Annotated in this window: 16 protein-coding genes; 3 read left to right on the plus strand and 13 right to left on the minus strand. The window is 33.5% G+C overall.

The features are described from left to right. The first annotated feature begins 173 nt into the window (after positions 1-173). Entirely contained in the window at positions 174-1,568 is a 1,395-nt protein-coding gene (gene fumC / locus LO744_RS00220) for a class II fumarate hydratase (protein WP_230666213.1), read from the plus strand. Positions 1,569-2,152: 584 nt separating this feature from the next. Here fumC and LO744_RS00225 read toward each other — a convergent pair. From LO744_RS00225 to LO744_RS00275, 11 genes are all read right to left on the minus strand, one after another. Then, positions 2,153-3,187, minus strand: coding sequence for a S41 family peptidase (locus LO744_RS00225; protein ID WP_230666215.1), 1,035 nt, complete (start codon positions 3,185-3,187; stop codon positions 2,153-2,155). A 14-nt stretch (positions 3,188-3,201) separates the two neighbouring features. Further along, the gene (locus LO744_RS00230; RefSeq protein WP_230666217.1) at positions 3,202-4,239 is read right to left on the minus strand and encodes a porin family protein; all 1,038 of its coding nucleotides are present in this window, start codon (positions 4,237-4,239) and stop codon (positions 3,202-3,204) included. Between the two features lie 31 nt (positions 4,240-4,270). After that, a complete protein-coding gene (locus LO744_RS00235) occupies positions 4,271-4,879 on the minus strand; it encodes a hypothetical protein (protein WP_230666219.1) in 609 nt (202 codons plus the stop codon). Next, on the minus strand, positions 4,866-5,426 hold the full coding sequence (locus LO744_RS00240; protein ID WP_230666221.1) for an RNA polymerase sigma factor: 561 nt from the start codon (positions 5,424-5,426) through the stop codon (positions 4,866-4,868). The genes LO744_RS00235 and LO744_RS00240 overlap by 14 nt, the downstream gene beginning before the upstream one ends. Positions 5,427-5,572: 146 nt before the next feature. Then, positions 5,573-6,316, minus strand: a complete 744-nt coding sequence (locus tag LO744_RS00245; RefSeq protein WP_230666223.1) for an ABC transporter ATP-binding protein — start codon at positions 6,314-6,316, stop codon at positions 5,573-5,575. A gap of 171 nt (positions 6,317-6,487) precedes the next feature. Continuing rightward, entirely contained in the window at positions 6,488-7,951 is a 1,464-nt protein-coding gene (locus LO744_RS00250; RefSeq protein ID WP_230666225.1) for a DUF5687 family protein, read from the minus strand. Positions 7,952-8,046: 95 nt separating this feature from the next. Further along, positions 8,047-8,472 (minus strand): hypothetical protein, encoded by a 426-nt coding sequence (locus LO744_RS00255; RefSeq protein ID WP_230666227.1) that lies wholly within the window; start codon positions 8,470-8,472, stop codon positions 8,047-8,049. A gap of 14 nt (positions 8,473-8,486) precedes the next feature. Continuing rightward, positions 8,487-9,032, minus strand: coding sequence for a hypothetical protein (locus LO744_RS00260; RefSeq protein ID WP_230666229.1), 546 nt, complete (start codon positions 9,030-9,032; stop codon positions 8,487-8,489). A gap of 127 nt (positions 9,033-9,159) precedes the next feature. Further along, on the minus strand, positions 9,160-11,001 hold the full coding sequence (locus LO744_RS00265) for a M1 family metallopeptidase (RefSeq protein ID WP_230666231.1): 1,842 nt from the start codon (positions 10,999-11,001) through the stop codon (positions 9,160-9,162). A 269-nt stretch (positions 11,002-11,270) separates the two neighbouring features. Beyond that, positions 11,271-12,962 (minus strand): DUF6909 family protein, encoded by a 1,692-nt coding sequence (locus LO744_RS00270; protein ID WP_230666233.1) that lies wholly within the window; start codon positions 12,960-12,962, stop codon positions 11,271-11,273. A gap of 191 nt (positions 12,963-13,153) precedes the next feature. Then, on the minus strand, positions 13,154-15,661 hold the full coding sequence (locus LO744_RS00275; protein WP_230666235.1) for a toxin-antitoxin system YwqK family antitoxin: 2,508 nt from the start codon (positions 15,659-15,661) through the stop codon (positions 13,154-13,156). A gap of 219 nt (positions 15,662-15,880) precedes the next feature. Between LO744_RS00275 and LO744_RS00280 the strand changes: the two genes are divergently transcribed. Both LO744_RS00280 and LO744_RS00285 read left to right on the plus strand, forming a co-directional pair. Beyond that, positions 15,881-18,076: a glutamine synthetase III family protein gene (locus LO744_RS00280; RefSeq protein ID WP_230666237.1), complete on the plus strand. Its 2,196-nt coding sequence runs from the start codon at positions 15,881-15,883 to the stop codon at positions 18,074-18,076. A gap of 338 nt (positions 18,077-18,414) precedes the next feature. After that, complete coding sequence (locus LO744_RS00285) at positions 18,415-19,104, plus strand: C40 family peptidase (protein ID WP_230666239.1); 690 nt, start codon at positions 18,415-18,417, stop codon at positions 19,102-19,104. A gap of 284 nt (positions 19,105-19,388) precedes the next feature. Here LO744_RS00285 and LO744_RS00290 read toward each other — a convergent pair whose 3' ends face one another. Both LO744_RS00290 and rodA read right to left on the minus strand, forming a co-directional pair. Then, entirely contained in the window at positions 19,389-19,970 is a 582-nt protein-coding gene (locus LO744_RS00290; RefSeq protein WP_230666241.1) for a pentapeptide repeat-containing protein, read from the minus strand. Between the two features lie 136 nt (positions 19,971-20,106). Next, positions 20,107-21,354, minus strand: a complete 1,248-nt coding sequence (rodA, locus tag LO744_RS00295) for a rod shape-determining protein RodA (protein WP_230666243.1) — start codon at positions 21,352-21,354, stop codon at positions 20,107-20,109.

A 21,354-nucleotide genomic window follows, 5' to 3' on the forward strand; every position in this document is an offset into this window, starting at 1 on the left:
TTAGTTTTTGAAATCTCTTCGAGGTTTGCTAATGCTCAAAAATTAAGCAAAATCTTTGATTTTCATCTTAAGTGAACTTCTATTTTCAAACAATTGAAGCTTATAAATAACTAAAGTGTTAATTTTTTGCCTTTTGTGGTTTAATTTTAAACTAAGCAAAAATTTCAATCACAATGAATTACAGAATAGAAAAAGACACCATGGGTGAAGTGCAGGTTCCTGCAGACAAATTTTGGGGCGCACAGACAGAGCGCTCAAGAAATAATTTCAAAATCGGACCAGAAAGTTCTATGCCCCACGAAATTATCGAAGCGTTTGCTTATTTAAAAAAGGCGGCAGCATTTACCAACACCGATTTGGGAGTTCTTCCTGCTTCAAAAAGAGATATGATTGCTAAAGTTTGCGATGAAATCTTAGAAGGAAAACTAAATGACCAATTTCCTTTGGTTATTTGGCAAACAGGCTCCGGAACACAATCGAATATGAACGTGAATGAAGTCGTATCAAACAGAGCTCATGTAAATAATGGCGGAACTTTAGGCGATAAATCAGAAGTCCATCCTAATGATGATGTGAATAAATCTCAATCATCCAACGACACCTATCCTACCGCAATGCACATTGCAGCTTACAAAAAAGTGGTTGAGGTAACCATTCCCGCAGTTGAGAAACTAAAAAATACGTTGAACGAGAAGGCCGTTGCTTTTAAAGACATCGTAAAAATCGGAAGAACGCATTTAATGGACGCTACTCCACTCACTTTAGGACAAGAATTTTCAGGATATGTTGCTCAATTGAATTATGGCATTAAAGCTTTAAAAAACACCTTACCTCATCTTTCTGAGCTTGCTTTGGGAGGAACAGCAGTAGGTACAGGCTTAAATACTCCAAAAGGATATGATGTAAAAGTAGCTGAATACATTGCAAAATTCACTAATCTTCCTTTTGTAACTGCTGAAAATAAATTTGAAGCTTTGGCAGCTCATGATGCTATTGTAGAATCTCATGGCGCATTAAAACAACTGGCAGTTTCTTTATATAAAATTGCGCAAGATATAAGACTAATGGCTTCTGGGCCTCGTTCGGGAATTGGAGAAATTCATATTCCGGAAAATGAGCCCGGTTCTTCAATTATGCCTGGAAAAGTAAATCCTACCCAAAACGAAGCATTAACAATGGTTTGTGCACAAGTTTTAGGAAATGATACTACGATTTCTTTCGCAGGAACTCAGGGAAATTATGAGCTGAATGTTTTCAAACCAGTAATGGCATTTAATTTCTTGCAGTCTGCACAATTAATTGCTGATGCATGTATTTCATTTAATGACCATTGCGCTGTTGGAATTGAGCCAAATCATGAAAGAATTAAAGAATTAGTTGATAAATCTTTGATGCTCGTCACTGCTTTGAACACTCATATCGGTTATGAAAATGCCGCAAAAATTGCAAAAACAGCTCACAAAAACGGAACGACACTAAAAGAAGAAGCTATCAATCTTGGGTTTGTAACTTCCGAACAGTTTGATGAGTGGGTGAAACCTGAAGACATGGTGGGAAGCATGAAATAAGGAGTTGCTTGTTGATGATTTAAATTTCGTATTTTAAAACTTTAAAATAGGTGATTAAATATTGCAAGAACTCAGAATGAATTTTCCAACAAAAATATTTAACAAACAATTGCTCGTAATTTTTCTTACGGGCTTTTGTTTTTTTTCATAGGCTCAGCAACAAAAAATTGTAAGAATTCTGAATGCTGAACTGAAAGAAGAAATGGCAATAGAAAAAAAATCGTCTGACAGAAAAGTAATCATTACCGAACCATTTCATATAGAAAAATAAAAATACCTTGGTTTTTGAATATATTACTATCCTCTATTTTTTCTTCCCATTTTTCTACAGGAAAAAAGATAATGAAAAATTTAAAATAAAACTTTTAAAAGCCTTCAAAAAAAGTGGTTATTCTGTCTCTAGTGAATATTGGGCAAACTGAAAAATCATATTTCGCAAGGTTAAAATTGAATTCCTGAATAAGCCTTAAACCCTATAAAAACAAGACACTCCGAAGAAAAATATCCGGAGCATCTTGTTTGTTAATGTGAATGTTAATTTAATTAATCAATTATTATACCAAATTGAAATGTCTGTTATTTTATCATGTTTTATTGTTGGTTAAAAACTGTATTGCTTCCTGAATGTTTTTGTCTTGTAGCAAATCATCGAAATTATCCTGTTTTGAAATCGCAACATCTGGAGTAATTTGCTTGTAATAGTTTCCATTTCTATCACAATCGAAGCCAGTACTGAGGGGCATAATGGCATCAAAGGGAAGATTGACCACCATATTAGACGTTGTTTTACCTAAAGTGTTTTCGCCAATAAAAATAGTATTGGGTCTTCCTTTAAATGCCAAAGCGGTTACCTCTCCCGAGCTTGCTGTCAGCCCACCTAAAATTACTGCCACATTGGCTTTATCCATAAGTTCTCCGGTTGGTTTTATAGAAGACGACTTTCTTTCGCCCTGATCATAAACACCTTTATTTAATTTGGTAGAATTGACCCATTTTTTATTTCCATCAAGCGTTCCCCACAGCAAATTATCTCCTAACAAATCATATAAAGCCAATAACATGGGTGTAGCATTTCCACCGGTATTAAAACGAAGGTCTACAATCCATCCTTCAGGTTTATTTTTAGTTTTTAGTTCGGCAATTCTATCATACAAAGGCTGAGCTATTTTACGTATATTTTCAGGACTAAAATCATCGGTTGGAATACTTGGCATTAATATATAACCATATTTTCCATCTAAGATTTTTGCTTCGAATTCAGGCTTAGCTTTAAACTTTTTCATCCACTGGTCGCTGAAATTCTCCCAAGAAATGTTTACTTTAGAACCATAGCTTTCTCCCTTGTAAATTACATTAGAATGATCTGCTCCAATTTTATCAAGCAAAACTTTCACCTCAGATAAAGAGTTTTTAAAATCTTTTGTCTTTTCAAGGTTTTGAAATGTTTCTGCCTTCAATTTTTTCCAGTCGAAATCTTTTTTGTACAAATAAGCAATCTCTAAAGATTTAAAAATCTTATCATAAAATACTTTTGTACTATCCTGCGATGTCTTTAATTTTTGTGCATTACTGTTTACAGCTAAACAGAAAATAAAAATCAGTCCTAAAAACTTTTTCATTATTAAAAATTAAATTACCATCCCAAAGCTACCCCAAAGACCAAAGCTTTATCATTTTCAAAGTAAGAACCTTTGAAGAAATTACTGAAATCTTTTTTAACAAACACACTCACATTATCGTAAGACAGTGTAAACTGAGCTCCGTAAACAAAAGGATTTACCTGATAGTTTGATCGATCCCTGGTATTTTGGTCATCTCCTTTCACGATATTATTGGTTGACATTTTAATTCCGCCATAAACGTTAGCTCCCACTCTGAAACCGTCAGAATATGGTCTGTATTGAATATCCATTCCTGCGTTTTTCAATTTAGAAAAATTATACTGGAAACCAATTGGAACCATTAGATATCCTGTTCTCAATTTGCTTTTATCCAGACTTCCTTCAAATTTAGCCAATGAAACGTCTCCATTTTGTTTTGCGAAAACCATATTATTGTCAGCACGAACTGTTCTCCAAGAGAACCCTAACCCCGAAATAAATCCCCATGGACTCGTTCTGCTAAACTGATAATTAAACTTTAGTCCAAATTCAAGATTATTAGCGTATCCTAAATTTTTATCTAAATCGTTATCTGGTTTGTCATTCGTCAACGTCATAATTCCGTAAGAAAAGTATCCTGAAAAATCTTTTGTCGCACGAAACTTCTTCATCAATTTCTGTTTCAATTCTTCATTAGAAGCGACATCAGAATTCAAAAGAGAATATCTTACCTGTTTCTGAATTACAGTATCCAGATCAAATCCTAAAGCTTCGATTCTTTGATCTATTTTTTCAGAATAAGTATCTGCAACCTGAGCTTTTTGCTTATCGAATTCTGTTTTGTCTAAATTTTTAGCCTGAAGAACCAACAACTCACTTTCCATCAGTTTCTTTTCTTCCTGAATAATGGTATTGATTTTCGCAGCATACTCTTCTACTTTTTCCTTTACAATCGGGCTTACCGTAGTATCTTCTTTTGGCTGAAGATTTAAACTTAATGTTTTTCTTTGTGCGTTGATAGAGGTTACAACAAGGCACAACATTCCTGTGATGATAAATTTCTTAATCATATTATTAATTTTTTTTAGTTTTTAAATTGGATTATTTTGTATTGAGATCGATGGTCGCAACATTACTTCCTTCCTTCGATTTATCGATAACATCCTTATGTTCTACCGAGAAAAGAAGCGTTGAAGGGTCGACATATCTTTTTTTCTTCTGAATTTGTACAGAGTCGGATTTCGCAATGATTTTCGTTGCCTGATTAAGCGTTATCTGAGAAGCAATTACGGAAGGATTTTCTTTAATTAATGGAAGATTATGCTTTATTGTAATTGCATTTTCTCCTTTTACTTCTGAAGAAATATTATTCATCTGAGTCAATTTTCCTTGAGTTTCTTTGATGATTATTTCCTGTGAATTGATGGTTTCAGGCTTTATTGAGTTTTCTTCTTTCAAAGAAGGGGCTTTAACCGTTTCTGCAACCTGTACTTTTGGTTCCGTTTCATTATTAAAAAACAAAACTGCTCCCAAGCCAAATACCAAAACAAAACATGCGGCAAGCAAAACCCAGTTGAGGTTAGATTTTTTTGAACGAGTATTTTCGGTTTGAGCCTGAATTTCTGACCACAAATCTCTAGAAGGACTTACTTCTCGCTCATCGATTTGCTTTTTGATTTGATATTCTAGATTATTTTTAGACGTGTTCATTTTTCAGTTTTTTTTGTTGTTGAAAGTAAATCTTTCTCAATTTTTCTTTTGCTCTGAAGAGTTGCGTTTTGCTTACTGCTAAAGAAATATTCAGTGTATCTGCAATTTCCTGATGCGAATATTCTTCAATCACATAAAGGTTGAAAACCATTCTGTACGCATCCGGAAGCTGATCTAAAAGTTCCTGAGCATTAAAATCAAAATCTATCGCCTCCTCATGCAAATCTTCCAAAACAGAAGCGTGAACATCGTCTAGATAAAAAACTGTTTTGCGGCTTTTAATAAAATTAAGACATTCGTTGACCACAATTTTTCTCGCCCATCCTTCAAAGTTCCCTTCACCACGAAAGCTTTCGATATGTTTAAAAATCTTACAAAATGCTTTAATCACACAATCTTCTGCCTGATACAAATCGCTGACGTAGCTTTTGGCTACACTCAGAAATTTCTTTATACTCTGATCATAAAAGATTTTTTGCGCAGCCGGATCCTCCCTTTTGAGGCGGCTCAGGAAATCATCTTTTTTATTATTAAACAAAAGCTTCATGGTTTATTCTGTTTCTATAGTAAAGACAGTGAAAATTTAAAATGGTTACAGAAAATTTTATTTTTTTATTTAAATTATCATAACCTACTGAAAATGAACTAAAAAAAATATCACAGATTTTAAAAACCTGTGATGTCTGATATTTATTAAATTGAAATTTCCTCAGAAATAACCTCCTGTTTTCCTGAGCTCACCTGATCGGCAAAATATTTTTCAAGAATATGCAAAGTCTCAGGGTTTGTTTGGATATCCTGTACCACGACTCCTTTATTGACAACAACAATTCTGTTACAAACTTCTGTAGTATGTGCAAGATCGTGACTCGAAATCAAGAATGTCACTCCGTTTTCTTTGGCAAAATCACGGATCATATTCTTTAATTTAATTTGCGTTGAAGGGTCAAGATTAGCAAACGGCTCATCGAGAATAATAATATCCGGTTTCCCGATTAACGCCCCGATAATCCCTACTTTCTTCTGATTTCCTTTTGAAAGGTCACGAACGTATTTTCCGGAGTTTATAATTTCACCATTAAATAAATCATGAAACTGCTTCAAGAATTCATCTACCGAAGCTTTATTCTGCCCTCTTAGCTCGCCAATAAAATAGAAATATTCTTCGGGAGTAAGATATCCAATCAGAAAAGTTTCGTCTATAAATGCAGAAACTTTATTTTTCCACGCCTCAGATTCGTTGACTTTAATTCCTTCAACGCTTACAAAGCCTGTTGTTGGCTGTATCAAATCGAGCATTAAGCTGAAAAGGGTTGTTTTTCCGGCACCGTTGTTTCCTACCAAACCGAACGTTTCGCCTTTGGTAATTTCTAAATTTTCTATGTTAAGAACGGTTGCAGTACCGTATGTTTTCTTTAAATTTTGTATTGTAATCATGTTGTTGGGTGTTTGATATTGGGTGGCAAATGCTATGTTGGACGATAATTTAATTTCCATGGGTTTCACCCACGGCTATTTTTGTTTGACCTCTTCGAGGTCGACCAAGTTCTATATTTAATTAATGTTTTTCACTTGGTTCTTTTTACTTTTACCTTGGCTCTTTTAAAATCAATCTTTTTTAAAAGCTTCCAGAGTGCTGTATTTTTCGGTTTTATATTTTTTAATGATGATGTCAAAGATTCTTTCACGGAAAATAAAACCAATAAGACCTAAGATTCCGATAGAAATGACCGCTGCAGAAATCCCGTAAAAATAATTCATCGCATAAAAAACAGCCATTGGTAAAAGCATTTTAGGAACCATTAAAATAAATGCCTTAAAAGTGATTGTATTTTTTTGTCCGATTCTTTTTTCTTTTGAATTAAGGTCAATAAGATTTTTATTATAAGCTCCCGACAAGAGCGTTAACTGAGAATTAACACCAATATTGTATAATCCGGCTGCGAAAAAGGCGAAATAAATATTCCATCCGAAATACGCATAAAACAAAGCCAGAACGATAGAAATAGCCGTTACAATATTCATCAACCACCATTTCGCTTTGAGATATTCTTTGTAAGGAACATTTTGGGTCATCATCAAAGGATAATAAGCACTGTCGAAAGCTGGAACCCTCTGTCCGAAAGTAAACTGAAACCCTCCCGTTACAAAAAGCCCCATAAACATCATCCATGCAGGACCACTGTACATATCATTGGCAAACATCAGCAAACCATAAAACAGAAACATAAAACTTCCGATAAGAACACCTTTAGTGACTTTATTACGCTTCAGCATCTTGATGTCGTTATTGATAAAAGTTCCAATAGCTCCGTATTTATTAAGGAAGGCGATATTTTCTGTTTTCCCAATTTCTTTTTTCCCTTCCAGACCTTCATCGAGATAAAAACTTTTTCGGATGTAGTTGAAAGTAATTTTCCAAAGAATAATAAACAACAAAACAGGAATCAGTGCAAAATACGGTTTTTCATAAAAGCTGTAAAAAACACTTTCCGAATAGGATAAAACCGGAACGATTTCGTAATAATTTAAAGCCGAAAAAGCTGCAATAACGATTCCTACACCAATGGCAATGTTTTCTTTATCATTAAATAAGAGATTGAGAAAATTATTGAGGTAAAACAAAGATGAAAGCCCTATAAACCAAGTGAAAATCCCAAGAAAACCATATCCGTTGAATGCTAAAATCCCACAGAAAGTTACGAGGAATATTGAATTAAACCAACTCAGCGGCGTGAGAAATGTTTTAATTAAAGTATAATTAACAACAACCTTTTTGGGAATATTCAAAGTAAGAAAAGGTTTAATATTCTGCGTCGGAATCTGTTGAAGCATATATTTAAACACCAAATCAACCAACCAGCCTATAATCAAAAAACGGGAAATTACTTTTAGCGAATCCTGCTTCATTTCTTCCTGTACGTAATAATAGGCAATGAAAGACATCATTCCGAGCCATAAAACGAAGAAACAAATCCCGATAGCTTTGAAAATCTTCATGGCAAGATTCAGCCCGACCGAAGATCCCCGAAAAAAACTCTTCCACTCCAGCTTTAAAAATCTTTTAAACATAGTTTACTTTTTAAATATTAGTAAAGAAAAGTTTAAAAATGTTACAGAATTTATCACTGAATATGGGAATAATCAATAATTCTCAAATTTCTAAATTAAGATTTAAGAAAAAGATTTTCAATTTTTTCATGATTTCCATTAACAAAACACTCAAGATATTGCAATGCAGTCTGAAAATCAATTGACCAAATGTCATCAAGAACCATTCTATCTTTGCTTCCTAAGAGACCAAATAAGATTTTCACATTTTTAGGTCTGTTGTACCATAAAGAGAATTCGAGTTTCTTATCTTTATTATATTCAGACGTTAAACCAAAAGATTTCCCATCCTGAACACAGGTAAAATCTAATGATGGGTTATAATAAACCGATTCCTTACCTAGGCTATCTGAGAATTCCAACAGTTCCATCCATTGATAATTTTGGGCGATTTCTAAAACATTTTTTGAAGAAAGTATTTCTTTTTTATATTCAATTTCTTTTTTGTCAGGATGACAAATAGAATAAGTATAGGTTTTCATCATTACTTTATTAATTACAATTTTAAAACTTTTTTAATCTCATCATACATCGTATTCAAATATTCATCTGAAGGAGCACAATTGCCATTAGAATAATTTCTAAATTTACCATTACAAAGTGCTTGAAAAACAATCCCATGACCATCACTACACACAGGATCCAATTCATAAGTTTGTTTTTCCCAAAACTTATATTTATTTATAATATTTTCGAAATCGACAGACTCTTTTTTGGTAAGTTTTCTATTTTGACATACGGTAATTGGATAATCAAACTCATCAGTTTTTTCATTATAAATGGGCTGGGCAATTTCATGAGAAATTAAAAAATACCCTGGTTTTCTTTTTTCAATATTCGTAAAAATCATCCTTCCAAATGCTGACCATTTATAGACTTGATAAATCTTATCTTCTGAATCTAACTTCTCATACAAATAAATACATTCTAAATATTTTAAACCTGTCTGTTTGAAATATCTTTCACAATCCTTTCTCTCCATTTGCTGTGAGAAAATTTGAATCGATAAAAGCGTTAAGCCTAATAATATCAAATTTTTCATCAATTAAATTTTCATCAATATACAAACATTCGAAAAACCTAAACTTTAAAACAACTTAAAAAATCATTATCAAAACAAAATCCCCAAAGAAAACTCTTCAGGGATTATTATTTATTTAAACTAAAAACTATTTCACTTCAACAAAATTGTCTTCGGGATTCACATCAGCCATTCTTTTGCTGAAATCTATTCCTAACACGCTCAATTGAGATTTACTGTATGGAATTGTCAAAGTATATTCTTTCTGTGTCCACGGCCAATATTTTAAAGTCGTAAATTCTCCGAATGCATCTTTGGTTTTCCAAGTGTGCGTCATATTCAACGGAATATGATAATTAATCAATTTATTATCTGAAGTAACTACAGAGAAGTCAATAGGCATAGGAACTTGGCTGTTATTAACTAAAGTTACCGTTGTTGACTTGTCTCCATATTGTACATCTTTAATTCCGTAGTCAATTGTTTTGATGGTGTTGATCCAATAATGGTGAAACCACTTCAGATCCATCCCCGAAATTTTTTGTGCAATGTGTAGAAAATCTCTATCTGTAGGATGTTTCATATTCCATTCGTTGAAATATTCAATCATAATTTTGGCTAAATTCTCTTCTCCTACGATGTAACCCAACTGCACCAGATACAATTCACCTTTCACATAAGTTGCAAAACTATACGCTGTTCCGTTATCGTGATGATCACCCAACCATACGGCAGGTTCTTCAATTCCTTTTTTAACAATCTTTCTGTAAGCGTCAATTTTTTCAACGAAAGCATTCGGTCTGTTATCTTTTGGCGGAAACAGCTCATGCATCACCAAACTTTCGGCATAACTCGTAAAACCTTCATCCATCCAAGGTCTTGTAGGCTCGTTGGTCGCCAATATTTGCTGATACCAAGAGTGAGAACCTTCGTGAACCATCAATCCCATCAAATCTTCCAAACTTTTTGCTTCGCCCAAAATCATGGTACACATCCCGTATTCCATTCCACCGTCACCTCCTTGTATGAAAGCGTAAGAAGGATAGGCATATTTCCCAAATTTAGAATTCATAATCTGGAAATATTTTGTAATGTAAGGTTTCGCTTCTCCCCAAGCTTTAGTTTTATCATTCTTCAGATATACAAAATACACTTTCGGACCTTGAGGAACATCGAAACTCTCTACTGAATAATCTTTATCTGCAGCCCAAGCGAAATCCAACATATTTTTGGCAGTCCATTTCCAGGTTGCAATATTTTTATCGGCTTTTACTTTTGCAGAAGCATCATAACCTTTTACTTCTTTTGGATTTAAAAGCGTTCCTCCGGCACCTAGAACATAATCTTTATTGATTTTTATCGTTACATCAAAATCTGCAAACGGCGAATGAAATTCTCTTCCCACATAGTCGAAAGTTGCCCATCCATCGTAATCGTATTCTGCAATTTTAGGATACCATTGCGTCATCGTCATATCGACACCTTCCTTATTGTTTCTTCCACTACGTCTGATTTGTTGCGGAATTACCGCATCCCACTCCATTGTAAATGTAGTTTTTGAATTAGGCTTGATGGCTTCATTTAAATAAACCTTCATTACGGTTTCCTGAATTTCATATTTCAGTTCTTTTCCATTTTGCTTGATCCAGTGAATGTTTTGTGCGCCTTCTTCATTTTTCGGAATCGATGCCAATCTTGAAATACCATCTTTCTGCAATCTAGAATCTCCATTTTTTCCCTGTCCGGCAACTCTCTGATCCATCATTGAGTTTGGCTTAAAAGCATTCCAATACAAATGGAAATAAACAACATTGAGCTCGTCTGGCGAATTGTTAGAATAATTTAAAGTCTGATTACCCTTGTAGGTAAATTTTTCTGCATTGACGTCGATATCCATTTTATATTGTGCAGCTTGCTGGTAATAGGCGTTTTGCTGCGCCTGAAACTGCGAAATGACAAACGCAAAAAGGATGATAAACGATTTTCTCATTGATAAATTTTTATTTTTTTTAAAGATAAGTAATTTTTAAAAGAGGCTCAAATATGGTTATTTAAAGACCTATTAGGTCTTTTGATGATTTAATAGCGATAATGTTAAAATATTATCCCACTGATTACTTAGATTTTTACAATAAATGTGAGTTTTACTATAAAAACCGTGTCAAGGTTTAGAACATTGACACGGCTGAAAATCATTCCCAATAAAAAATCCTTCAAGCTTTAAAACTTGAAGGATTTAAATATCTAAATAATCGTAAATTATTTTTTAGCTGAAATTTCTTTCTTTCCGCTTTGTAGAATTTTTTCAAGAATTCTTAAGGTAATCAGATAAGTAGGTTTTACCCCTGTTAATCCTAAACCCCCTGAAGAAAGCGTAGACCCCGTTTCTAAAGGATTATCTGAAGCATAATATGCATAACAAACAAATAAATCTGGTGCAATATGATGTCTGATTTTTGATGCTACCTGAATTGCTTTCTGATAATGAGCACCTTCCATTTCAAGACCAATTGCCTTCCAAGAAGTATTCATAAAATATTGTAGAATATCTCTGTTTTGAAGCGAAGTTCCCAACACGGTAATCATTGGCCCTTCAAAAGCTTTTAATTCATCATCTTTAAAATCATCTAATTTTAAAGCATTTTCGAAAGGATAGTTATCTGCCGTTCCTTCAAAAATATGAGAAGTAGGAATCATGATGTCTCCTTTTCCTCCTGATAAAATTCCAGCTTTCCCCATAATAGAAACCGATTTCACCTTCATCATATAGACTTCACCTTTTTGCTCAAAAGGTCTCAGTAATTCATCCATCACCTCAAAAGCCTGTTCACCAAATGCATAATCGAAAACCATGATAACATCATCGCCTGTAAATTTAGCATCGTTAAAAGGAGTATTTTTTAAATCTACTTTGCTTAAATCGATAATCTGAACATCGATATTACTTCCGCTTTTATCGTGGATATGAATTAAACCTTCTTCTAATGCATATTTAGAAACTTTATCTCGAAGCTCTTTCTTATCTGAAATATCGCCGTACAATTTGTAATCTACCTCTTTGGAATGTTTTTTCTTTAAAGCATCATTTCCGTACAGCATATTTTTCACAGAATGCATGTTAGCTGAAATAATGTGTAGCGGTCTCATGTGAAGATTATTTTCAAATAAAACTTCTTTCACTTTATTGGCCCATTTTTCACCAAAATAATGGTGCCCTACTCTTTCTTTAAGAATTGCACTAAAGTAAATTTCTCTCTCGCGACTTTCTTTAGCATCTTCAAGACTCACTTTTCCTAAATGGTAAATGATTTTGAATAATCTATCCGGATTTTCATCATCACCGAAAGTATTGTAAGCATTTAAAGTCTCATCAAACGTTCTTCCTATTAAAGACGAAAGATGAATTAATGCCACTTCTTTTTCTCTTCTGCTAAATTTTTTCTCACCTTTTACCACTTCTTCGATGATTTTGAAAGCTCTTGTCGGCTTCCAGTTTTCATGCTGAATAAATGCGAGGTTTCTGATTTTATCTGCTTCTATAAATAAGAACGTTAAATGCGTAAGAATATCATAGATTTCTGAACGACCCAAAAGAACTTCAATATTCATCTGGTGCTCATCGATTCGGTAACAGTTTCTTCTTCTCTTTTTAGGAACAATCGGCTCAAAACTTCCCTTATCAAAACCTTCATCTGAGGTAAGATGAATGAAAGCACACTCTTCAATACCCTCTGGAAGTCTGTCTAAAACATACATCAAACCATCTAGCTCCAATTTGCTTGGAACGCTCATGGTACCGTAAATTTCCGGATTGATCGTTTTCAACAAACTTCTAATGCTTTCTCCAGAAACTCCGCTTGGCTTGAAAAAACCTCTATAAAACAGGTGTCTCATAGATATGTATAGTCTTTCAATTGCCTCGGTAGTTTCTCTTGCTCTAGAATTTGTCATATATTAAATTTTTTATAAAAAGTCTTTCAAGTTACGAAAAATATATTTAATAGTAGATTATATCTTCTTTCAGTAACTGAATTATTTAATCTAAAAACCTAGTTTATTGATTAAAGTTTTTAAAATTAGTATTTATGATGCATTTTAGAAAGTAATTTAGAATAAGTTTTCTTCATATTAGAAATAATATTTTAATCTATCCTTTCCAGCTTTCTCACTTCTTCTTTTACTTTATCAAAACTAACTTTCTCTACAGTTTTCATTAATTTTCTCCCGATATACAATTGCAGCGTGTACGTGTTATTTTGCGTTGGAGTGATTAAAATTCCATCTTTAGGTTTTCCTGTGGAATCGATTTGAAGACCTGTAATAATTAGATTTTCGTCGGTTTCCTCAATAAATTTATTGCTTTTGAATTTATCTGCAAGATTATTAAACACTTCCTGAACCGTTGGAAATTCAGCAACAACAGCATATACTTTATAAAACAATTCAACTCCTTCGCTCGGCTCCATTGGCTCGTCTTGAACATTTACTTTTTTAGAAATAATTTTATTATTTTCTTCATAATAAAGAGTGACTGCTTCAGTGTATTTCGATTCCAGGTAATTTTTTCTTGTATCATCAATCACTTTCCCATCAATAGAAAGCTGTTTATTGAATCCGTTTTTAGAAATATCAATCGCTACAATAGCAGATTTCTTACCCTGCATATCATTGATTTCGATATTGTTATTTTTTAGTTCGAAATGAATTCTGTTAAAATAATGCATCGCAAACAAATCCCAGTCAAAACTTTTTAAGACTCCGTTTTTCCAATATCGGGTAACGAATTGCTTCTCATTTAATATATATTCCGCACCGTCGTATACTTTCCCGTCTTTATAGATTGCTTTGAGATTATATTCCTGAAATCTGTAATTATCCATATTTTTCAGATAATCATTAGAATATTGAAATTTCTGAATTCCGTTTTCAAAATAATCGACCTGCTTAAATTCACGACTATATTCGGTCTCGAAATACCCAGAATAAGGTTTTCCATTTTTAAGAATCCCTTCATAAGAATTTTGTGGTTTTTCTGAGATTATAAAAGAAAAATCTTTGATTTTTGTAAGAACTCCATTTTCATAGATTTTTTGTTTTCGGATTCTATCCTTACTATAAGTGCCTTCAAAAAAAGTTTCCTCGGTAATTTTTCCATTTTTGTAAACTGAAGCTTTGTCATCATTAACCAAAGTTCCATTATAAGGTTCGTCATTTTTATACTCTAAAGTTCCCACAACCTTTCCGTCATCGTAAAAAGTGGTCACTCCATTTAGTTTATCATTTTGAATGGTATAGGTCTTTTCTAAATTTTCCAATCGGTAACCAAATACTTTTTGTAAGCCTATTTTCTTGAAATTTTCAACGTTGATTAATTCATAATCATCAGAACGGTCATTAAGTCGCTCGATAAAAGTTCCGTTAAAAGGTTTTCCGTTTTTATAAATTCCTTTGGCAATAATTTGTTGGTCTTCATTGAGAGCAATTGCTTCACCTTCTTTTACACCGTTGATATAATTTAAATTGACCTTAAACTCGCCAACATTTGTATCAAAATTACCTAGAAAAGGCTCATCTTTTTTATAAACTCTTTTGCTTTTCAATTTTCCATTTTCATCATAAACCAATTCTTCGCCATCTCTCCAACCTTCTTTATATAAAGTTTCTGTTGCTATTTTTCCGTTTGGGAAATAGGAGAAGTTTTTTCCTGACCTTAGTTTATTTACATATTTTATAATAGCTTTAATTCCTGTTGCAAAATTATTCTGGAGATAATACCCATAATCCAATCCATTTGCAATATCACTTCCGTATTCGGAAAAATGAGTTTCGTTTAAAGCTTGAATTAATTTTCCCGATTTCTCGTAATTTTTCTGTTCGATAGATTTAAAATAACCTCTATCAATTGCAAAAATAGCTTCCTGAGCAATTTGTTTAGAATTTTCCCAAAATATTTTTTCGGTAACCGTTTTTCTATTTTTTATTTTTTTTGAAGAATTTCCCCCTTCATTTATTGGTTCTAAAAGTTCCATCGTTTGAGATTCAACTCCTACGGTTTGTGGAATTGGAGGCGGTGGAGGAACCGTCATTAAATCTTCGCCATCATTACGAGCTCCTATATCTGACGAAGAAACTTCCTGAATTTTCTCGTTGTAATCATAATCGTCATTATTCTTTATTCTTTCAAAACTTCCGCTCTCAGGTTTTCCTTTTGAATAAATCCCTTTCATTAAAACCACTCCATCAACAGCATAAACAATCGTTTCACCATCTTTTACGCCATTTTTATATTGAACACTTTTTCGGACTTTTCCGTTTTGATGATAATATAATAAGGTAGGATTTTTCGTTTCGTTTCGATACTGTTTGAAATTGTCATCATTTCCGTCTTTATCGTACCAAACAATATCTCCGACATAAGCGTTTTCATTATTTTTGAAAACATAACCTTCAAACTGCGGAGTTCCGTTGATATAAAAATCTTGAAGCAAGACCAATTCGCCCAATTCTTTCATCGGCATTAATCTATAATAAGAGGCATTTGTTTTTGTAGTCACCTTCCAATCGCTATCATAATAAATAGGACTTGTACTTTGAGATAAAAACATCTGCAAAAAGAATAAGGAGCTAATAATAATTAATTTTTTCATCATGTGATTTGGATTTTAATCAAAAATAAGAAATTCACCGCTTCATCAGATTTTCTTTTGAAAAGAATAATAAATTCAAGCTAGATAAACCAAACACCCCATTACGAACAGGGTTGATTCAGATTTAAACCATTAAAACAAATAAATATTGCAAAAATATAGGGGTGTTTTATTTTCGAATCATTTTTTTTGTAAATTTGCCCTATAAAACCACACCCATTTATGTCAACTTTAAGATTCAAAGCATTAGAAACTTTACCTTTTAAGGACTTTAGAAAAGATAACTCAGTAGAAATTCCTACTAAATTATCAGAACTATTTTGTGAAAACGTATTCTCTGAAAACACAATGAGAGAATATTTAACAAAAGAAGCATTCCAATCTATTATGGATGCTATTAAAAAGGGGACAAAAATCCAAAGATTAATTGCTGACCAAGTTGCTGTAGCAATGAAAGACTGGGCAATGAGCAAAGGGGTAACTCACTACACTCACTGGTTTCAGCCATTAACAGGAACAACGGCAGAAAAGCACGATTCTTTCTTCACTCCTATTGAAGGTGGAAGAGCTATCGAGAGATTCAGCGGAAACTTATTGATTCAGCAAGAGCCTGATGCATCTTCTTTCCCGAATGGTGGTATCAGAAATACTTTCGAAGCAAGAGGTTATACAGCTTGGGACCCTACATCTCCGGCATTTATTATGGGAACTACATTATGTATTCCTTCTATTTTCATCTCTTACACAGGTGAAACTTTAGATTACAAAGCACCTTTATTAAGAGCTTTGAACGCTGTAGACGAAGCTGCAACCAACGTAATGCAGTATTTCGATAAAAACGTAACAAAAGTAACTCCTACTTTAGGTTGGGAGCAAGAATATTTCTTGGTTGATTCAGCATTGTATCAATCTCGTCCAGATTTAGTTTTAACAGGTAAAACTTTATTAGGACACTCTCCTGCAAAAGGCCAACAGCTTGATGACCACTATTTCGGTTCAATTCCTACAAGAGTAATGAACTTTATGAAAGAGTTGGAAATCGAATGTATGAAATTGGGAATTCCGGTTACTACAAGACATAACGAAGTAGCGCCAAACCAATTTGAGCTAGCTCCAATGTTTGAAGAAGTAAACGTTGCTGTTGACCACAACTCTTTGTTGATGGACGTTATGGCAAGAATTGCTCACAGACACCATTTCCACATTTTATTCCACGAAAAACCATTTGCGGGTGTAAACGGAAGCGGAAAGCACAACAACTGGTCTTTAGCAACTGATACAGGTGAAAACTTATTGAGCCCAGGAAAAAACCCTAAGAAAAACTTACAATTCTTAACATTCTTCGTAAATGCTATTAAAGCAGTACATGAATATGCTGACCTTTTGAGAGCGAGTATTGCTTCTGCAAGCAACGACCACAGATTGGGTGCAAACGAAGCTCCACCAGCAATTATTTCGGTATTTATCGGAAGTCAATTGTTCAGAGTTTTGGAAGAGCTTGAAAAAGTAACTGAAGGAAAACTTTCACCAGACGAAAAAACAGATTTAAAACTGAATGTAGTAGGAAAAATTCCTGAAATTTTGTTGGATAACACTGACAGAAACAGAACTTCACCTTTTGCATTTACAGGAAATAAGTTTGAAATCAGAGCGGTAGGTTCTTCTGCAAACTGCGCAGAATCTATGACCGTAATGAATACCATTGCAGCAAAACAGCTTAATGATTTCAAAATAGAAGTTGATGCTTTAATTGAAACTGGGCTTAAAAAAGACGAAGCAATCTTCAATGTATTGAGAGAATACATCAAGCAGTGTAAAAACATTATGTTTGAAGGTGATGGATATTCTGATGACTGGGCTGTAGAAGCTGAAAAAAGAGGTTTAAACAACTGGAAAACAACTCCTGAAGCATTGAAGCAGGAAATGAATCAGAAATTTGTTGACCTTTATGAAGAATTAGGAATCTTCAACCACAGAGAAGTAGAAGCAAGAAACGAAATCAAGCTAGAAAAATATTCTACCGTAATTGATATTGAAGCAAGAGTGTTAAGTGATATCGCAAGAAACCACATTATTCCTTCTGCTTTAAAATATCAAAATAGATTGATTGAGAACGTAAAGGGTCTTAAAGAAATCTTCGGAGACGAAGAATTTAAAACGTTGGCTAAAGAGCAAATGAGTTTGATTACCAACATCTCACAAAACGTTTCTACTATTAAAGTAGGTGTAGAAGATTTGCTTAAAGCAAGAGATGCAGCAAAAGCTGTAAATGAAAGTCAGACGCAGGCAGAAGATTACTGCAACAAAGTAAAACCACTATTCGACATTATCAGAGATGCTTCTGATGACCTTGAAATGATGGTTGATGATGAGCTTTGGCCAATGACTAAATATAGAGAAATGTTATTTACAAGATAACATCTGTAAAGTTCCATATTAGTGAGGTTCTCCGGTTTTCCGGGGAACTTTTTTTATGGTTTTTTAATACTCTTTTTTGAAATCAAAAAATTAATAAAATCTGATGGATACAGGAAAGTGAATATATTTTGTTAAAAAATCTTAATAAAAAAAACTGCACATTCACCAAAACAGGCACATAGCAGCTACTTTTTCTTTAACATACTGATGTACGATGTTAAAATATGTTAAAACAAGAACATGACAATAATCATATTGAGGCTGTTTTAGATGGAATCTCTACTTTTGTAGGGCTTTAGAGAAATAAATATTTCTTTTTCAACCGGAAATTAAAAAATATGAAGAAAAGAGTTTTGTTTTATTTAGTTGCTTTCGTTTCTACAATATCACTACAATCATGCGTAACTAATTACGTAGTTTCAAAACCAGCAACTTATGCTAAAGAATACAAAACAGATGCCAAACTAGCTGCAATAGACACTAAGATGGATAATGATAAAAAGTTGTTAATCAACTCTTTTATCTCTGAAAAAGCGGCAAGCCTTGCGAACGCTAAAAATTCTTTAAAAAATTCTGAAATCGCAAAAGCGATTAAACATAATAAGACGATTGATAATATCTTATCAGAAGCGTCAACCTACTTAGGAACTCCTTACAGATACGGAGGAATGACAAGAAACGGAATCGACTGTTCAGCATTCGTATTATCAGTTTTTGGAGCAGCAGCGGGTCTTACTTTACCTAGAGTAGCAGCATCGCAGTCTCAGGAAGGAGAAGCTATCGACAAAGAAAACCTTCAGAAAGGAGATTTAATCTTCTTCTCTCACGGAAAAAGAATTTCTCACGTAGGAATTGTAGAAAGTGTAACTGAAGAAGGTGAAGTAAAATTTATCCATGCAGCAACATCAAAAGGGGTAATGGTCTCATCATTGAATGATTCTTATTGGGGACCAAAATACAGGTTTGCAAAAAGAGTAATTAACCAAGATGGTGAAAACTACAACAACCTAGCATCTACTAATTTTTAGTCTTAAATAATTGATTATATAAATGAAGCCATCAAATTTTGATGGCTTCAATTTTTTTATATTATTTTCTGTATTTTTATCTTGAAGGGAAAATTATCAAAAATTCAAATTTCATCAGTAGAATCGGGCTTTAGCCTGATGTAATAATTGTAAAAAAAATTGGCTTTAGCCAAAACCTACCATAAGTTTCGGCTAAAGCCAATCTGTACCTTTATATTTAAAAACAGGCTAAAGCTCACTCCTACTGATGTAATGTAAAATTTTAGTTCTTTAAATAATTTAAATCAGCTGTTTCTATCAATTTCTATATCAAATCGACGTAAGAGCCCATGAACTTCAGAAAGTGAAAATTTGGTCTTCTTAAGCTTGTTAGACTCAGGATTAATCGTGTAATTGAATGAGGTTCTTAAATCTGCTTTCTCCATATTGGTTCTTTCGAAGGTTGCACCGCTAAAATCGCAGTTTGAAAACACAGAATTTGACAAATCAGATTCTGCAAAATCAACTTCAACAAGTTTACAGTTTTTGAATAAGGTTCTTTTGATTGATGTTTTGTAGAAAACAGAGTTATTTAAAGCACATCCTTCAAACCTGAAAGACATCCCAAACTCATTACAATCATCGAAATGCATTCCGAACATTTTACAGTCTTTAAAAATAACATCCCGAAAAGCGGTTCCTGACAATTTAGTCATGCTTAAATTACAGTCGATAAATTCACAGTTGGTAAATTTAAACTGAGAAAGATTAGCATATTCAAAATTGCAGTTTTGAAAGGTGCAGTTTTCATATTCCCCTATTTCCAATGGCGATTCTGCAAAATTTAACTGATTAAAATTTTGGTCTAAAACGTAAGTTTCGTTCATAAAATTTTATGATTTTATCTAAATGAAAAATTAGTAGAAATTTAATCTCGCTGATTTTGCAGATGAAGCAGATTTTGAATATCATTTTTAAAGAATGATTTCAAACGTCTATCATCCCACTTCTAGCTTCCAGCTATTACACCAAACTGTTTTTATCTGCGTAATTAAGTTTAAAGAAAATAAAAGTCATCATCGAAAAGGCAAGCAATGAACTTCCACCATAACTAAAGTAGGGCAAAGGAATACCAACCGTTGGAAATAAGCCCATAACCATGCCTAAATTGATAGAAAAGTGCATCAATAGAATGGAAGCAAAACAATACCCAAAAACTCTGTTAAATACCGATTTCTGCTTTTCTGAGAGATAATATATTCGTCCGATGAAAATCATGTAAGCAAAAACCAAAGCTGCGCTTCCTACAAACCCCCATTCTTCTCCCACGGTACAGAAAATATAATCGGTTTCCTGCTCAGGTACAAACTTTCCTTGGGTTACAGAACCTTCACGAAATCCTTTCCCCAGCATTCCTCCAGAACCAATGGCTGTTTTTGAATACAATAAATTATACCCTGAAGTATCTCTAAATTCTCTTTCACCTTTATACAAAACCTCCACACGCTCTTGCTGGTGTTTTGGTAGCTTTTCGAAAATAACAGGTGAAATAAATGACAGTGCTGCCAGTAAAAGAACAATTCCTACTCCGGGCAAAAGCGTGTATATATTTTTACGGAGAAAAGCTGCATTAAATGCAAACCATAACCCACCAATTATAATAATAAATACAGTAAAGTACCACAAACTCCATTTTAGAGGGTCGTTAAGATAATTTGCAATTAAAAAAACCGCTGCAAAAAGTCCACCAACCACAAACAGTTTTCCGGACAAACCTTCTCTGTATAATGCAATAAAAAATGCTGTAAACACAAGCAATGAGCCCACATCAGGAATTGACAATACCACAACCGCAGGAATTCCTATTATTGCCATTACGGTTATTAATGATTTTCTATTTTTAAGGTCAAATTCTGCCCCAGAAACGTAGTTTGCTAACATTAGAGCCGTTCCAATCTTTGAAAACTCTACAGGCTGCATGGTAAAACTTCCGAATTTATACCAATTTTTCTGTCCGAGAATCTCCGTTCCGAAAACATGAAGACCTGCAAGCATTAAAACACCGCCGATGTAGATGATACCCGACATGTTTTCGAAAAATTTGCTTCTGCTTAAGAAAATAATTAATCCTACAAAAATTGAAATTCCGAAAAAAATCAACTGTTTTTTACCTAAGCCTTCATCTACGCTGTAAATATTGGCTATTGCAAATATGCAAAGCAAAAAATATAACCCAAGACCTAATTTATCTATTCCTTCTGTCCACTTCAT

The sequence above is a fragment of the Chryseobacterium turcicum genome (assembly GCF_021010565.1).
GTDB lineage: Bacteria > Bacteroidota > Bacteroidia > Flavobacteriales > Weeksellaceae > Chryseobacterium > Chryseobacterium turcicum.

What these genes read in the sequence shown, in the direction of transcription:
- fumC (WP_230666213.1), top strand. Translation starts at nt 174, where the DNA reads ATGAATTACAGAATAGAAAAAGACACCATGGGTGAAGTGCAGGTTCCT.
- LO744_RS00225 (WP_230666215.1), bottom strand. Translation starts at nt 3,187, where the DNA reads ATGAAAAAGTTTTTAGGACTGATTTTTATTTTCTGTTTAGCTGTAAAC.
- LO744_RS00230 (WP_230666217.1), bottom strand. Translation starts at nt 4,239, where the DNA reads ATGATTAAGAAATTTATCATCACAGGAATGTTGTGCCTTGTTGTAACC.
- LO744_RS00235 (WP_230666219.1), bottom strand. Translation starts at nt 4,879, where the DNA reads ATGAACACGTCTAAAAATAATCTAGAATATCAAATCAAAAAGCAAATC.
- LO744_RS00240 (WP_230666221.1), bottom strand. Translation starts at nt 5,426, where the DNA reads ATGAAGCTTTTGTTTAATAATAAAAAAGATGATTTCCTGAGCCGCCTC.
- LO744_RS00245 (WP_230666223.1), bottom strand. Translation starts at nt 6,316, where the DNA reads ATGATTACAATACAAAATTTAAAGAAAACATACGGTACTGCAACCGTT.
- LO744_RS00250 (WP_230666225.1), bottom strand. Translation starts at nt 7,951, where the DNA reads ATGTTTAAAAGATTTTTAAAGCTGGAGTGGAAGAGTTTTTTTCGGGGA.
- LO744_RS00255 (WP_230666227.1), bottom strand. Translation starts at nt 8,472, where the DNA reads ATGAAAACCTATACTTATTCTATTTGTCATCCTGACAAAAAAGAAATT.
- LO744_RS00260 (WP_230666229.1), bottom strand. Translation starts at nt 9,032, where the DNA reads ATGAAAAATTTGATATTATTAGGCTTAACGCTTTTATCGATTCAAATT.
- LO744_RS00265 (WP_230666231.1), bottom strand. Translation starts at nt 11,001, where the DNA reads ATGAGAAAATCGTTTATCATCCTTTTTGCGTTTGTCATTTCGCAGTTT.
- LO744_RS00270 (WP_230666233.1), bottom strand. Translation starts at nt 12,962, where the DNA reads ATGACAAATTCTAGAGCAAGAGAAACTACCGAGGCAATTGAAAGACTA.
- LO744_RS00275 (WP_230666235.1), bottom strand. Translation starts at nt 15,661, where the DNA reads ATGATGAAAAAATTAATTATTATTAGCTCCTTATTCTTTTTGCAGATG.
- LO744_RS00280 (WP_230666237.1), top strand. Translation starts at nt 15,881, where the DNA reads ATGTCAACTTTAAGATTCAAAGCATTAGAAACTTTACCTTTTAAGGAC.
- LO744_RS00285 (WP_230666239.1), top strand. Translation starts at nt 18,415, where the DNA reads ATGAAGAAAAGAGTTTTGTTTTATTTAGTTGCTTTCGTTTCTACAATA.
- LO744_RS00290 (WP_230666241.1), bottom strand. Translation starts at nt 19,970, where the DNA reads ATGAACGAAACTTACGTTTTAGACCAAAATTTTAATCAGTTAAATTTT.
- rodA (WP_230666243.1), bottom strand. Translation starts at nt 21,354, where the DNA reads ATGAAGTGGACAGAAGGAATAGATAAATTAGGTCTTGGGTTATATTTT.